This window comes from Nitrosopumilaceae archaeon AB1(1), assembly GCA_033471095.1.
Lineage (GTDB): Archaea > Thermoproteota > Nitrososphaeria > Nitrososphaerales > Nitrosopumilaceae > Nitrosoabyssus > Nitrosoabyssus spongiisocia.
This window is the reverse complement of record CP136752.1, coordinates 973,834-988,693: the sequence shown is the minus strand read 5'-3', so window position 1 is coordinate 988,693 and position 14,860 is coordinate 973,834. Positions and strand designations below refer to the sequence as shown.

At 33.9% G+C, this 14,860-nt stretch carries 15 protein-coding genes, 1 tRNA gene and 1 pseudogene; 7 read left to right on the top strand and 10 right to left on the bottom strand.

Going from position 1 to position 14,860, the window contains the following annotated elements:
* Window positions 1–253: 253 nt before the first annotated feature.
* A tRNA-Ser gene (locus R1F52_05850) sits at window positions 254–354 on the bottom strand.
* Window positions 355–401: 47 nt separating this feature from the next.
* Entirely contained in the window at window positions 402–3,053 is a 2,652-nt protein-coding gene (ppdK, locus tag R1F52_05845; GenBank protein WOV92633.1) for a pyruvate, phosphate dikinase, read from the bottom strand.
* A gap of 87 nt (window positions 3,054–3,140) precedes the next feature.
* Here ppdK and R1F52_05840 point away from each other — a divergent pair, with 87 nt between their 5' ends.
* The 3 genes and pseudogenes from R1F52_05840 to R1F52_05830 all read left to right on the top strand — a co-directional run bounded on the left by R1F52_05840 (window position 3,141) and on the right by R1F52_05830 (window position 5,347).
* Complete coding sequence (locus R1F52_05840) at window positions 3,141–4,151, top strand: HNH endonuclease signature motif containing protein (GenBank protein ID WOV92632.1); 1,011 nt, start codon at window positions 3,141–3,143, stop codon at window positions 4,149–4,151.
* A gap of 56 nt (window positions 4,152–4,207) precedes the next feature.
* Window positions 4,208–5,047 (top strand): annotated as a pseudogene (locus R1F52_05835) (MqnA/MqnD/SBP family protein).
* A 15-nt stretch (window positions 5,048–5,062) separates the two neighbouring features.
* Window positions 5,063–5,347, top strand: coding sequence for a hypothetical protein (locus R1F52_05830; GenBank protein ID WOV92631.1), 285 nt, complete (start codon window positions 5,063–5,065; stop codon window positions 5,345–5,347).
* Here R1F52_05830 and R1F52_05825 read toward each other — a convergent pair.
* The gene (locus tag R1F52_05825; GenBank protein ID WOV92630.1) at window positions 5,334–6,053 is read right to left on the bottom strand and encodes a hypothetical protein; all 720 of its coding nucleotides are present in this window, start codon (window positions 6,051–6,053) and stop codon (window positions 5,334–5,336) included. The genes R1F52_05830 and R1F52_05825 overlap by 14 nt on opposite strands.
* Before the next feature lie 4 nt (window positions 6,054–6,057).
* Window positions 6,058–6,432 (bottom strand): hypothetical protein, encoded by a 375-nt coding sequence (locus tag R1F52_05820; protein WOV92629.1) that lies wholly within the window; start codon window positions 6,430–6,432, stop codon window positions 6,058–6,060.
* A 127-nt stretch (window positions 6,433–6,559) separates the two neighbouring features.
* Here R1F52_05820 and R1F52_05815 point away from each other — a divergent pair, with 127 nt between their 5' ends.
* Window positions 6,560–6,709 (top strand): hypothetical protein, encoded by a 150-nt coding sequence (locus R1F52_05815; protein ID WOV92628.1) that lies wholly within the window; start codon window positions 6,560–6,562, stop codon window positions 6,707–6,709.
* 49 nt (window positions 6,710–6,758) lie between these two features.
* Window positions 6,759–7,322 carry a DnaJ domain-containing protein gene (locus tag R1F52_05810; GenBank protein ID WOV92627.1) on the top strand — a complete coding sequence of 188 codons (564 nt, stop codon included), beginning with the start codon at window positions 6,759–6,761 and terminating at the stop codon, window positions 7,320–7,322.
* Here R1F52_05810 and R1F52_05805 read toward each other — a convergent pair.
* Window positions 7,319–7,636 (bottom strand): hypothetical protein, encoded by a 318-nt coding sequence (locus tag R1F52_05805; protein ID WOV92626.1) that lies wholly within the window; start codon window positions 7,634–7,636, stop codon window positions 7,319–7,321. The two genes, R1F52_05810 and R1F52_05805, sit on opposite strands and share 4 nt — an antisense overlap.
* Before the next feature lie 169 nt (window positions 7,637–7,805).
* On the opposite strand from R1F52_05805, the gene R1F52_05800 reads away from it, so the two are divergent.
* On the top strand, window positions 7,806–9,530 hold the full coding sequence (locus R1F52_05800) for a DEAD/DEAH box helicase (GenBank protein ID WOV92625.1): 1,725 nt from the start codon (window positions 7,806–7,808) through the stop codon (window positions 9,528–9,530).
* A 58-nt stretch (window positions 9,531–9,588) separates the two neighbouring features.
* Window positions 9,589–10,143: a hypothetical protein gene (locus tag R1F52_05795; protein ID WOV92624.1), complete on the top strand. Its 555-nt coding sequence runs from the start codon at window positions 9,589–9,591 to the stop codon at window positions 10,141–10,143.
* Window positions 10,144–10,152: 9 nt separating this feature from the next.
* On the opposite strand, the gene R1F52_05790 is transcribed toward R1F52_05795, so the two are convergent.
* Genes R1F52_05790 through R1F52_05770 form a run of 5 tightly spaced genes read right to left on the bottom strand, consistent with a single transcriptional unit; the run spans window position 10,153 to window position 14,791 of the window.
* Window positions 10,153–11,112: a 2-oxoacid:ferredoxin oxidoreductase subunit beta gene (locus R1F52_05790; protein WOV92623.1), complete on the bottom strand. Its 960-nt coding sequence runs from the start codon at window positions 11,110–11,112 to the stop codon at window positions 10,153–10,155.
* Window positions 11,102–13,000 carry a 2-oxoacid:ferredoxin oxidoreductase subunit alpha gene (locus tag R1F52_05785; GenBank protein ID WOV92622.1) on the bottom strand — a complete coding sequence of 633 codons (1,899 nt, stop codon included), beginning with the start codon at window positions 12,998–13,000 and terminating at the stop codon, window positions 11,102–11,104. The genes R1F52_05790 and R1F52_05785 overlap by 11 nt, the downstream gene beginning before the upstream one ends.
* Window positions 13,001–13,038: 38 nt before the next feature.
* Entirely contained in the window at window positions 13,039–13,167 is a 129-nt protein-coding gene (locus tag R1F52_05780; protein WOV92621.1) for a hypothetical protein, read from the bottom strand.
* A 34-nt stretch (window positions 13,168–13,201) separates the two neighbouring features.
* Window positions 13,202–13,465 (bottom strand): hypothetical protein, encoded by a 264-nt coding sequence (locus R1F52_05775; GenBank protein ID WOV92620.1) that lies wholly within the window; start codon window positions 13,463–13,465, stop codon window positions 13,202–13,204.
* Between the two features lie 30 nt (window positions 13,466–13,495).
* Window positions 13,496–14,791, bottom strand: a complete 1,296-nt coding sequence (locus R1F52_05770; GenBank protein WOV92619.1) for an FAD-dependent oxidoreductase — start codon at window positions 14,789–14,791, stop codon at window positions 13,496–13,498.
* Between the last annotated feature and the right edge of the window lie 69 nt (window positions 14,792–14,860).

The following is a 14,860-nucleotide window of genomic DNA, read 5'->3' as shown; positions in this document are numbered from 1 at the left end:
TTAATAATACATCCATCGCAATTACCTTTTCACTCTTTATATATATCTCAAATACTATAATTCTAAATTTCTATGTCTGTCACTTTTTACCAAATTTTCCTTATTTGTTGTTTGGACAAAGTTGAAATGTAAGAGTATCACATCACTAAAAATCACTAATAACATCCAAAGTTACAATAGAGTCTTATTTCACATATATGTGATAATTCTAAAAAATGGGATTAAAAATGAAGCAAATGAGATCCAAATAATATGGCGCCAGGTAAGGGATTCGAACCCCTGCGTGCAGATGCACAACTGCTTACTTGTCACTATGATCTCGAGACAGTCGCCGTACCACTTGGCTAACCTGACAGTGTTTTTTATTAAATCACAGGTAATAAACAATATCAAATAAAGAGTTAACGACGCTTATTATTCAGTAGAGCAGACTGAGCTGCGGCAATTATTGCAATAGGAATTCTATGAGGAGATGCGCTGACATAACTGATTTTCAGATTATGACAAAATTCAATAGATTTAGGATCACCGCCGTGTTCCCCACACAGACCAACCTCAAGATTAGGTTTTATTTTTCTACCACCTGCAACGCCAAGTGACATTAATGATCCCATACCATGAGTATCTATGGATTGAAATGGGTTAGTCTCTAACAGATTCTTCTCTATATATTCAGGAATAAATTTAGCTTCAACATCTTCTCTGCTAAAGCTAAATACAGCTTGAGTAAGATCATTTGTTCCAAAACTGAAAAATTCAGATATAGTTACAAGATCACTGGATATCAGACATGCTCTAACTACCTCAAGCATAGTTCCAAAGTTTATCGCAAGTTTGATCTTTTGACGTTTTTCTATATCTGCTTTCAGTTCATTAAATATATCTTTGATACTTTGTAATTCTTCAAAACTACTTACTTGCGGGACCATAATTTGTGGTTTAGCGTTTATTTTACGTTTATTCAAGTATGCTGCAGCATCAAGTACTGCTTTTATCTGCATCGTATAAATTTCAGGATATGTAATTCCCACTCGAACTCCACGATGTCCCATCATTGGATTAATTTCAGATAGATCACGTGCACGGGCAAGCATTTCTTCGGTTTTCTTTAGTTTACTAGAGCGTTTTTTCTTCAGTAAACGTACACGATTAGCAAGATCTTCAGGGTTTGGAAGAAATTCATGTAGAGGTGGATCCAATAAACGAATTGTAACTTTGTGTCCGGCCATCGTGGTAAATATTTTAATAAAATCGCTTTTTTGGAGTCGGCCAAGTTTATCCAATATTATTTTACGTTCTGAATCTGTTTTGGCCATAATCATGTCAACAAACAAACCAATTCTATCTTTGGCGTTGAACATTCTTTCTGTTCGACACAATCCGATACCTTCAGCACCATACTTTTTGGCAGTAGATGCAGCAAGAGGAGTATCAGCGTTTGCACGTACGCCAAGACGCTTGTAGTTACGTGCCCAATTCAGTATAGTGGTGAAATCTTTAGTCATTTTAGGCTCAACGGTGTCAACTGCTCCCTTGTAGACTATGCCAGAACTACCATCAATAGTAATTACATCACCTTCAGATATGATAATCTTACCTACTCTGAATTTTTTAGATGCGTAATCGATCTGCAGGTTTGAGCAACCCACAATGCAAGACTTGCCCATACCTCTTGCAACTACAGCAGCATGTGATGTTTTACCACCTTGACTAGTCAAAATACCAACAGAGGAAAAGAATGCAGGTACATCCTCAGGTTTTGTTTCTTGTCGAACAAGAATCACGCTAGTTCCAGAATCACCCAAAGTCATAGCACGTTTAACATCAAAGACTACTTTACCAGTAGCTGCACCAGGAGATGCTGCTATACCACGAGTTATTTGAACATGTTTTTTAGCATCAGTAGAATCCAAAGTTCTGTGCAAGAGTTGCTCAATTTGTTCAGCATTAAGACGCAAAATAGATTGTTTTTTATCAATCAGACCCTCTTTGACCATATCAGTAGAGGTTTTTATCATTCCCAACGCATTCATTTTAGCAGAACGTGTTTGTAACAAGTAAAAATTACCATCTTCAATGGTAAATTCTACATCTTGAGGTTCGCGATAATGTTTTTCAAGTCTAGAGCACAATGTTGTTAATTTTTTGTAAAGAGATGGCATTTCAGACTTCATTTTATGAATTGGTTTTGGGGTTCGGACACCGGCGACAACATCTTCGCCCTGTGCATTTACAAGATATTCACCGAATAGTTTGTTTGAGCCATCTGCAGGATTTCTAGTAAAAACCACCCCTGTGGAACTAGTAGGACCCATATTTCCGAATACCATAGCCACGACATTAACAGCAGTGCCATCAGCAATGTCCAAAGTAATATTATTTTTTGTACGATAAACGATTGCACGCTCCCCCATCCAACTACTAAATACAGCTTTGATTGCAAGATCTAATTGTTTGTAAGGATCCATTGGGAATGCAACTCCAGAATATTTTTTACAAATTTTCTTATACGAAGATACAACATTCTTTAATGATTTGACATTCAAGTCGCCATCAGATGCGACAGATTGTGAACGTTTTGCAGCATTTAAAATTTTATCAAAGTGTTCATCTTTAACACTAAATACAACTTTGCCAAAAAGTTGTATGAATCTACGATAAGAATCCCATGCAAATCGTGCGTTGTTTGTTTTTTTAGCAAGATTATTTACACTAGTATCATTTAATCCTAAATTCAATATAGTGTCCATCATACCAGGCATTGAAATTGCAACTCCAGAGCGTACAGATACAAGTAGCGGATTGGAGCCATGCCCCCATTGTTTTCCAGTTAATTTTTCAATTTTAGATATATTTTTTTTAATTTGTACAGTTAGATCTTTTGGAAGTTTTCTATTATTTGTATAATATTCTTTACATACGTTAGTGGTAATGACAAAACCTGGAGGCACAGGAAGGTGTAATCTAGTCATTTCACAAAGACCATGTCCCTTACCACCCAAAAGTTTACGAGAGATCCCCTTACCTTCATCAAAAAAATAAATCTTTTTCATAATAAAAAAATCAAATACGCATATTTTTAAATGATTATATTCGTGATTTTACAAACTTTTTAAGTAAAATAATCTTAAAATTATGTCATGAATGATGAACAAGAGCTCAGAAAGACGTTTGTGTCAATATTAAGCAGGGGGCGTAAGGCAAATACCTACAAATTCGCTCTTGCACGTTGCATATTGGATCATATTCAAAGAACACATTCAGACACCATTCAGGAGAAAATTAGCAGTCAAGATAGCATAAATATATCATATGATGATTTAGCCGAAAATTTTTTAAAATATTATTGGCATCAAGAATGCAAATATAGAATAGTTCAGAATTTTGATCCAAAGAAGATTCCAAGAGTGATTAGTATAATAAGAGAGGTATTCGGTAATGAGTACCAATCAGGAACACTTGGTGATTTGAAAAAAGATCCAAAAAATAATAATAAATTAAAATTAGCAAAAGATAAAATTCGTGACGAAGTATTTATAAAATCACCAGAGGTGGTTCCACGTTTTCAAAATATTATGCAAGGAGGCATAGGAATACAAAAAGAGTTATTTTATATCAATAATCCTGAAAAAAAACAGATAGAATTAAAATTTTCAGCTCTTGATTTTTTAAATAAAAATCAAATGTTTTTAATAAATACAATTACATTAGAATGGGCAAAATTTTTAGAGAAAACAAATACACTGCCAAGATTAATTGCCAAGATTGATACATCGGAGAAGAAACGTACCGGATTACGTAAATATATTAAAATTTTCAAAGATTTTGATCATTGTTTTTACTGTAAAGATATGATTAGTGGTTTTCAAAAACATGTTGATCATTTTATACCATGGTCATACATATTTGAAGATGATGCATGGAATTTAGTCATATCCTGCCAGAAATGTAACTGTAAAAAGAGAGACTCATTACCAAATAAAGAGTATCTAGAGAAATTAATTGAGCGTAATTATTCATATAAAAAACAAATTCAAAAATTGAAAGAATCACTAATTAGAATAGACACACACAAGGGCTGGGAGAAGGAAATTAAGAATCATTATTCTAGTTGCAAAGAATATGGATTTACACAGATTCCTTTACCATAAGATTTGGATGAAATGATTAATGACTTTAATATTTATACTCTGAATAATAATTTTAATTGTTGAAAATTTCCGTTGGACACACCCCAGACTCAGACGATGCGTTTATGTTTTATGCAATGCTAGAGGGAAAGATACCATCACACGGATTTGATATAGAACATGTAGTAATGGATATTGAAAATCTAAACAAACGAGCAAAGAGTCCAGATCTAGATGTCACAGCAGTATCCGTACACGCATGTGCCTACATGCCAAATTATACAATGTTACGAAGTGGTGGAAGTTTTGGAATAAATTATGGTCCAATACTTACTGCAAAGAGTTAACTACCTTTGGAGAATATAAAAAATATAGCAATACCGGGAACAATGACATCAGCATATTTACTGGCTCAATTAATGTTGGGAAAATTCAATTATACAGAAATGAATTTCAGCGACATACCACGAGCTGTAAAGAAAGGCAAGGTAGATGCAGGTATAGTGATACATGAATCTCAACTTGCATATGTACACGAGGATATAGTAAAGATTTTAGATTTTGGAGAATGGTGGAGTAAAGAGACAGGAGGGCTGCCAGTGCCACTAGGCATTAATGTTATAAAATCATCATTAGGAAATGAAATAATATCAAAATTTGATGAATACCTACACGAATCTATAAAATTCGGATTGGATAATTTTGAAGAAACACTAGATTATGCCATGAAATATTCTAGAGACAGACCAAGAGATTTGATTGCTAAATTTGTAAAGATGTATGTAAACAAGTATACTGTGGATATGGGCAAGCCGGGTGAAGATTGTATAAGAGAATTCTTCGATAGGGCAGCGAGTAAAAATTTAATTCCTAAATGTGATATAAATATATCCAAACCTAAAACGTATATTCAGTAGTAGTGTAATGGAATTATGATCTTAGTTGATAAGCGCATATTGGTCAGTGGAATTGTAATGATGGTTGTGGGCATGAGCATATTGATGTATAATAATTCAATGTCCCCAATAGGCAGTACCAACATGACAGATGAAGAGGTTCAACAGTTGTATTTTGCACAAATTGATAATCAAAATATACAGACTTTGGCCAGTATTCTTTCAGGTATTGGTTTTCTACTAGTGTTAGTTAGTTTTGGAGTAGTGAAAAGAAAAGGTGATCCAAATATTACAAAAAAGACAGTATCTAAAACGTCTTAATTTCATTATAAAACGTATCACGTTGTACAGGAATTCTATTAATTTCGTGTGACATATGTGCTAAATCATTAAGAGATGAGGTTGTGTTTTTGCCTGTTGCTTTGTAAATCTCTTCAGAGAATGCAGTGCCCACTAGATTACTTCCACCATGTGTTAGTGCAATTTGTGCAAGTCTCTTGCCCAAAGCTATCCAATATACTGAAATATTATTAATTGAATTTGCCAACATCATTCTAGACAATGCAATAATTTTTAAATCATATATTGAAGAGCATTCATGAGAGACTAGTCCATCTTGTTCCAATTTTGTATTATCAAGACTAAATTTTAATGGTATAAACGTTATAAAACCACCAGTCTTTTTTTGCAAATCACGCAACTTTACAAGATGATCCACTATATGTTCAGGTTTCTCGATGTGTCCATACAACATGGTAGCATTACTCTTAATCCCAAGAGTATGGGCCTCATAAATGGTATCGAGCCATTGTTGTCCACTACATTTACCCAAAGTGATTTTATCACGAATGTCAGGATGAAATAGTTCAGCTCCACCGCCAGGTAATGAGTCAAGACCTGCTTTCTTTAATCTTGTTAGTACTTCACGCACAGAATTTTTTGTGTGCTTTGATATGTAAAAAATTTCAGCTGCTGTGAAAGCTTTGATTGAGAGATTAGAATTATCTTTTTTTATAAAACGCATCATGTCTTCATAATAATCTAATCCAAGAATCAGGATGAAATCCTCCCACAATATGCAACTCTGTGGCGCCCATATTTTTTGCCAAAGTTACACGTTCTCGAATTTGATTTATCGTTAAAGTATATGCACCATCTTGATCTTTTTTTCTGTAAAATGCACACATTTGACAGCTTGCAGCACATACATTGGTATAATTTAGATAATAAGATGATACAAATGATATTTTATCTCCAACAAGATGTTTACGTACACGATCAGCAGTTGCTCCAACAAGATGAATATCATCATTGTGCAGTAGTTCAACACCATCCTTGAATGAGAGTTCATCTCCATGCATTGCTTTTTCAAGAACTTGGGAGTCTTTGATAAGATTTTCTAACACACAATTTTATCGTCGTTTACATTATATAGATTATACAAATTGTGATGGAGTGTTTCGTGGTTTATAATAGGAAAATTCTACAAACGTAAAGAATTAATTATAATTCAACAGTAGAGAAATCATGGTCATGCCACTTGTAGATGAAGATAAACCAAAATGCTACATTTGTCATGATATGTTTGATGACTTTGATAAATTACGAATACATCACAAAAAGGAACACAGTTCTGATAACCGTGGGTCTGGACCATCTCCAGGAGATGTAACAGCATTTTAGCCATTAAATATTAAAAACATAAATTTAGTCAAACTAGCATATTTAGAAAATGAGACAGTTTAGTCGGATACAATTTCCAATAATTATTTTATTAATCACAGTTGGAGTCATACTTGGTGTATCATCTATAGTATCTGCACAAGAGAGTACAGATAATACAATCACATTATCACAAAATGATTCTATTATTTTGTTTGGGGTATCAACAATAGTAGTTGTAGGAATTTTCATATATTTGGCAAGAGATACAATTTTCAGAAAAAAAACCAATTATGATTATGCAGATGTGGTTTCTAAACAAAACCGAGATCAAGAAAAATATCATTCAGATTGGTCAGAGGATTATAAAGAGTTGGGTGAGAACACAGCAAAGAAAGAAAAGACGAAAAAAAATATACAGATGAATATTAATTATTATGATACACTTGGATTAGATAGAAATGCTACACAAAAAGAGATTAAAGAAAAATATAGAAAATTAGCAAAACAATCACATCCAGATAAAAATAAAGATGAAGAATCAGAAAAAATAATGTCAGAGATTAACGAGGCGTATGAAATTTTGTCAGATGCAAAGACAAAGAAAATATATGATTCTATGAATGAAAGTTAGAGTTTTTGGATTTTAATAATTTCTAATTTTAAATGAATGATATCAGATATGGTAGCAGAACTTACAAGATGTGCAGAGAGTGTATAGTGTGGGTTTTGTATATCAATTTGAATTGGTGTAAAATCAGTGTTTGGGCCCAACATATATGAAGATAATTTTTGCACAATTCCAACATTATTTGTTGTTCCCTGAATTATCACACCATCAATTGATGTATCATTCAATGTGTAGGATTTGTCCAATTGCAAAGTGTATACAGTATTAGACTGAACCTCATCAAGAAATGATTTTAAGAAATTGTTGGAAATTGTCACAACAATACGAAATTATTACTTATATAAAGTGTAATATATCAGAGTTGTATCAAACTAGACAAAAATTTATAAAAATATGAAATTGGTCAATATTTGACCAATTATGACCTCTAATAATATCAAGATTAATAAAGAAACAACACATGAGGAGTAAAATAATAGATAAAAAATGAAAGGATTTGGAACTTTAGAATACGTGAAAGACAAATACTCTAAGACATGGAGTTGGAAAATTACGGGCTCCAAAGCTGTAGATGTTGTATCAAGATTGGTATCAGAGTCATGGTATGGGGACAACACAGATGAGGCAATAGTTCCAGATAGCACTAAAAATATCCAACAGATTCAATGGATAACAGAAAGATATCCACTTCAAATCATATCAAAGACAGCTTGGAATAAAAAAACTGTCAAGATCATACAATCAAAACCAGTAAAGGCAAAGACTGAAAAATTAAAAAGAGTAAAACCAGGAAAACAATTCAAAGGTAAATTACTCAATTTCCAAAAAGAAGGTTTGGATTTTTTAATAAAATCATCTGGTAATGCACTATCAGCTGATGAAATGGGTTTGGGTAAAACAGTACAAACACTTGCATACCTATCCAAAGAAGAACACGCATTTCCGGTAGTAGTTATCGCTCCACTAGTTACACTAAGTAATTGGCAATACGAAATCGAGAAATTTTTGAAAAAAAGAGGATTACGAGGTAAACTAGTAGATAATAAAACACCTTCATCAATGATAATTCGTAAAGGTAAAGCAGAAGATCTAAAGCCGCATGATATCTACATAATTAATTATGAATTATTACACAAGAGAAAAGGCGATCTTGCAAAAAGAAACATAAAGACAATAGTGTGTGATGAAGTTCAAAACTTGCGTTCAAAATCCACAAAAAAATATGCAGGTGTTAAAGATTTTGCTGCGTTAGAATCTGTACAACACAGAATTGGTCTATCCGGTACACCAATTTACAACAGAGGATCAGAGATTTGGCCAATTGTGGATATACTACGTCCAGGACTGTTGGGCAATTTTGAAGAATTTTGTGAATATTTCTGTTATGTGAATGAAAAGGGTAAAACCATGGTATTAGAGAATAAACGAGATCTATTACGAAATGAATTAGAAAAGCATGTGATGCTCAGACGCAGAAAATCAGATGTATTGAAGGAATTGAAAGAAAAAGTACGCTATAAAGAAATTGTAGAGTCAGATGATGACTATTATTTCACACAACTCTCAAAGGTTTGGAAAAAACTAGAAGAGGAGCAGAAAGCCGCAGAGACAGAATTCGACAGAGCTTCATCATATCAAAGAGCCATGCAGAGTGAACGTCTCATAGCTGGAATGGCAAAGGTGCCATTTGTAACAAACTTTGTGAAAAATATGATGGAAATTGATGAAAGTATTGTTGTGTTTTGTCATCATCGAGCCATACATAAAATTTTACATGAAAAACTAGCAGAGTTTGAGCCATCATCAATTATTGGAGGTCAAACAGATAATGAACGTAATGAAGGAATAAAACGATTCCAAGAAGGAAAAACACGTCTTATGATTGCAGGACTCAGGGCAGGCAATGTTGGTATTAATTTGAATAATGCAAAATATGTAATATTTGCAGAGTTGGACTGGAGTCCGGCGATACATCTTCAGGCAGAAGATAGATTACATCGTATAGGACAAAAGAGTACAGTCTTTGCATATTATTTGATTGGCAAAGACACCATGGATGATCATGTAGCAAAAATTCTAATAGACAAGGGATATGAAATTGGTGCTTTGTTGGACGATGGTGGATTTGATGAGCATAAAGATAAAGCCAAAGAAATACTAACGGAGATCCAAGCGCGATTAGTTGCTCTAGAGAAAAGAAAGAAAGAATAAATCATTCACAAAGTACAATAGTGTTTATCTTAAATTATATGTCTATCATTAATAATACATGACTGAAACACTAGAGTGTAACATACAATATTACGGGGCCTCGCCGTGGGAGATAGAAGTCTTGTATGAAAGTATTAGTGCCAGATTCAAAGTAATACAAAAAGAGATTGAATTTGATGAAGAATCCAATTTTGTAACCATGATAAATATAACATTACCAGTACAATTTAATGACGATTTTTTTAAATGGTTCGAGTTTAAAAGATGGGAGAGAATAAAATTTCTTTTCAAGGAGATGAAACGACGTCGAGGAGATAGAAAAAGAATGAAAATCGTCATTAATTTTACTGTACTGCCTGCAATAAAATTTATTCTAGATACAAAAGAGGGGCATCTATATAATAATGCGGTAGAAAAAATAGAGACGGTATTAGAATTACTAAAGTATCACATAGATTCGGCAAAAATAACTACAGGTATAACACAGGGGATTTACAAATTTGATAGTGAAAAATCCAGATGGGTATTACACACAATACATACAGATTCTAAAGAATTTACAAATATCGATGGAAAATGGAAGGTGGAAACTAAAGAAGGAGTTAATTCATGAATAGTAGGATTAAATTTCAAATGAATCTAGTATGTGATTGATTTTTGTCAAAGGTTTTTTGGATTTAGATATTTTTTGATTAGCAGGTGGGTTTTCTTTATAATTTGGAATAGTATCAGTTATTCGCCACCCAAACGGGGTAACTAGTTCATTTTTATAAAATACGCCAATTGGTATTTTGTCATACCACTCTAATGATTTTCCCATGGCCTGATTAATTTTGGAATTGATTTCATCAATAGAACTATAGTGCACAACAGGATCAAAATTTGATTCATCATCTAATTTGTAAATTTTTGAATGTCTCTCTTGTGCATCTTGAGTAATACCTGCATACCAATCACGTGTATTGATATCATTATACGTAGGACATGGTTGCAGGACATCTAGAAATGCAAGGCCCTTGTGTTGAACGGCCTGAATGATTAATTTCTTCAGGTGTTTAACATCATACGAATACCCACGACCAACAAATGTAAATCCACTAGTAAGTGCCAACCCTATAGGATTTACATGATAATTTACGTTGGGTGATACAAGTGACTTTGTCTTTTCACCAAGTTTTAAAGTAGGTGATGCCTGGCCTTTAGTTAAGCCATACACACCATTATCAAATATGATGTATGTCATGTCTACATTTTTCCTCCCAGCTGCAACAAAATGTCCAGCACCGATGCCAAGACCGTCACCGTCACCACCAACGGCTAAAACTGTAAGAGCAGGATTTGCAAGTTTTGCACCTTGAGCAAATGTTAATACTCTACCATGTAACGTATGAATACCATTTACATTTATCTGGTGTACTGTCTTACCTGAACATCCAATTCCTGAAAATATTGCCGACATGTGTCGTGGTATGTTCATCTCATATAGTGCCATTTGAATTGCGTTCACGATTCCAAAGTCACCACAGCCCGGACACCAATCATTATGCACATTAGTTTTAAAATCAGATATGCTAGACGCCATATGTTAATACCTCACGTTTTTTTGCCAAACCCTGTGTTATTTTCTTTACGGTATGATACAATTCAGTACAAGTCATCACTCGACCAGAGTATTTCAAGATGTAATTATCCGGATTACGCCCCGTGTGTGTTTGTAGTAATTGTCCCAATTGTGCAGTATGATTTGCCTCTACATCTATGACAATTTCTGCTAAATCAAGTAGACGTCGTATTAAATCTGCAGGGAATGGTTGCAGTAATTTCACCTGAACAAATCCAACATCGATACCATCACGTTTTAACATCTGTATTGCATCTAAAATTGGACCTTTACAAGAACCCCAACTTATTATGGTATACTGTGATACTCCAAAAGATATTGCTTTATCATCATCTGTAAGAGTGTCTAGAATATATTTACTTTTGAATAATCGTTTGTCCATCATAGTGTCACGCAATACAGGATCCTCTGTGACATGACCTGTTTGATCAGATTCATCCCCAGTGTTCCAAAATATACCATCTTCAAGACCCAATTTAGATCTAGGTGATATTCCATCAGGAGTTAACGCAAATCTTTTATAATTTTCTACTCCTCTCTCTAACAACTTTCCACGATCAATCTGTACAGAATCTGTATCAAACCGAGGACAAGTTGCAACAGTACTGGCAAGAAATTTGTCCATCATATGTATAACTGGAACTTGATAGATGTCAGACATGTTGAAACATTTGCATGTATCATAAAAGCTCTCTTCAATATCACCAGAAGCATATACAATTCGTAAAAACTCTCCGTGTCCGGCATATATTGCAAACAAGAGATCATCTTGACCATGTCTAGTTGGAAGTCCGGTAGAGGGGCCGCTTCTCTGATACAGAGTCACCACAATAGGCACTTCGTTTATTCCTGCCCAACCCAACATCTCGGCCATCAGGGAGAATCCTGGACCAGAGGTACAAGTGGAGGAGCGTGTCCCAGTCAATGCACTACCAATTGCCATACCAAGGGCAGATATCTCATCCTCAGTCTGCACCACAACTGTACATCCAGGACGACTATCTACAACATCAAATTGATTATGAGATTCGAGAAATGAACTTTCATCAGATGCAGGCGTTATTGGATAATAAGATTGAAATCTACAGCCAGATATTATTTTACCAATAGAAGTCCCATAATGACCTTGAAGTAACATTGTATGTATAGGAGGATCAACTTTAGGAATAGCAATATTAAATGGAATTTGTTGTTGTTGGATTTTTTCAAAAGTATGTTTTGCTACATCTATGTTAAGTTGTGCTACTTTAGGTTTGCTGGAAAATATTTGTTCAATAGATTCAACGAGTAAATCCAAATTACCTTTTAGCAATCCGTATGAAAGAGATACGGCAATTACATTATACATACGAACCATACCAGAAAGTCTAGGATTATTCAATTTTGTAGATAAATCAGATAATAATTCTTTGAATGATACAGAATGTATCAATACACCATTTTGTTTTGCCAGATTCATTATTCCAGATATGTCAGGTGTTAAATTTTCAGATGCAAGATGTTTTTGTAGCCTATCAGAGTATTCATCATTCATGTTGGTATCAGAAATTTTAGTATCTGCAACATCAGCGTTATAAATTAATATACCATTTTTAGCAATTTCATGTGCATGTCTGAATATAGTTTCTGCATCAAAGGCAACCATGATATCGATATCATTAGTATTAGAACGAATAGTATCATCAGAGATTCGTATTGTAAAGTAGCTATGCATGCCTTTGATATTAGAATAAAATTCTCTTTTCCCAAATATGTTGAAACCGACCTTTGCGTATAATCGTGAAAATATACTAGCTGCAGACTCTACTCCACTGCCCTGAGGACCACCAACTAACCAAGAGATGTCCATACTGCCAGATCAAATTATTAGATTATAAAGTTATGAGGTTATCCGCCTGTTGCCGCATCAAACAAAGCACATTCACAAGCATCACGCTCTCCACAGAAATCACAGACACATTTACATAAATCAACGGCTTCATGACATTTTACACATACAGCATCTGGAGCTTCCATGTAGATATAATGGCAGCAATACTATAAATGGTTTTTAATCGAGTTGAATGAGACTGTCAGGATCACTACGAATACAATCAGTTCCCACAGATTTTATAGGATTGAAAAGTATTTTCCCATTTGGTATTTTATTTTGTTGTTGTAATATTTTAATTTTTTGAAGTACACTAGTATGATGTTTAGAGCACACCAAACCAATCATAAATTCGTCTGAATTAGATAGGACGGACATTACAAATTGTGGTGCCTCTGTACACAATTTATCATGAATAATTACAGAACATTTGTCAGGAAGCATAAATTTTGAAAAACATAGTCAGATATTAAATTAATCTATTGATTCAAAATTCCACACGTTGTCAGGATTATTCGCAGTAGTTAAATTATCAAGGTAGCCCATTTTTTGTAAATTTTTAACAACAATTGCAGAATATACAGGTGCCCCTGTAGCTCCAGGAGAGTTGTAATTAATGATGTGAAAAGAATTATCATTACTCATCTCTAGTATGCCTGATACAAATTTACCATTAGGTGATATTACTGGTGTTCTGATGCCAGCTGTACCATGTTGTTCAAACCATGTAGGATCAATTTTTGGAATAAATTGTGCTATTCGTTGTACCATGTTTTTTTTCGAAATAGAGCTCTTGAATTCTTTAGATACCATTGATAGAAATTGTGGGTTTAGTAATAATTTTCTAGAACTACCACTTAGAATTTCTCCTAATTTATGAATAATTTCAGGCACTTCATTATAAAACGGGCCATATGCAAACGGTGAGGACACAGGTACAGCATTTGGACCAATTTCAGTGGTTCCATCCACACGTTTTATCCAGTGTGGATCAAGAAACGGAAATTCTAGATTTCTAGCAACAGAATAGATGTTTGTTTTAACAGTATCAGCATATGATGATTTAGCAACCCAATATTCACCTCGAAAATGAAGGTCAGAGTAGTCAGTGGCCAAACCCAATTTTTTGGCAATTGCTAATGAATTACCACCAGCACAGTTTATTAGAAAATTAGTTTGAATTTCAGCGTCATTATCAAGACTAATAATATTGGTGTCATTCTTGGTATCAATTTGTGTGATTTTTGAAGATAGTAAAAAATCTGTTCCTAAAGAAGAAGATAATTTATAGAGAGTTTTGGTAAAAATATCATAGGATACAGAAACATCAGTAGAACAATGCAGGGCAGAATAACAAGATACGTTTGATTCTTTTTTCAATACTTCGTTAGAATCAAGTAAGGTTAGATTAGATTCAGACATTCCATTTTCAATTCCCCATTTTAGATATTTTTCAAGAGTTCTGTGTTGATTTTCATCAAGGGCAACTTCCAAAGTTCCTATTTTATTCCAAGGTAGATTAAATTTTTGTGCAGAGATACTCCACATAGATTGAGAAAGATATGAGCAACGCGCTATTATCTTTTTTGTGCTAGGGTTGAGATAAAATGGAGAATGAATAACGCCAGTATTTCTGCTACTAGCATGCATTGCAACCTCTGGTTCTTTCTCAAGTACACATACACGTACATCATACAATAAAGAGATCCAGTATGATATACAAACGCCAAGTATACCACCACCAATTATTCCAATATCATATTTTTTCAATATTAGACAAAGCGCATATTACAATTTAATTCAATATATTCAATATTTGTAGAATATTAGTAATAACTG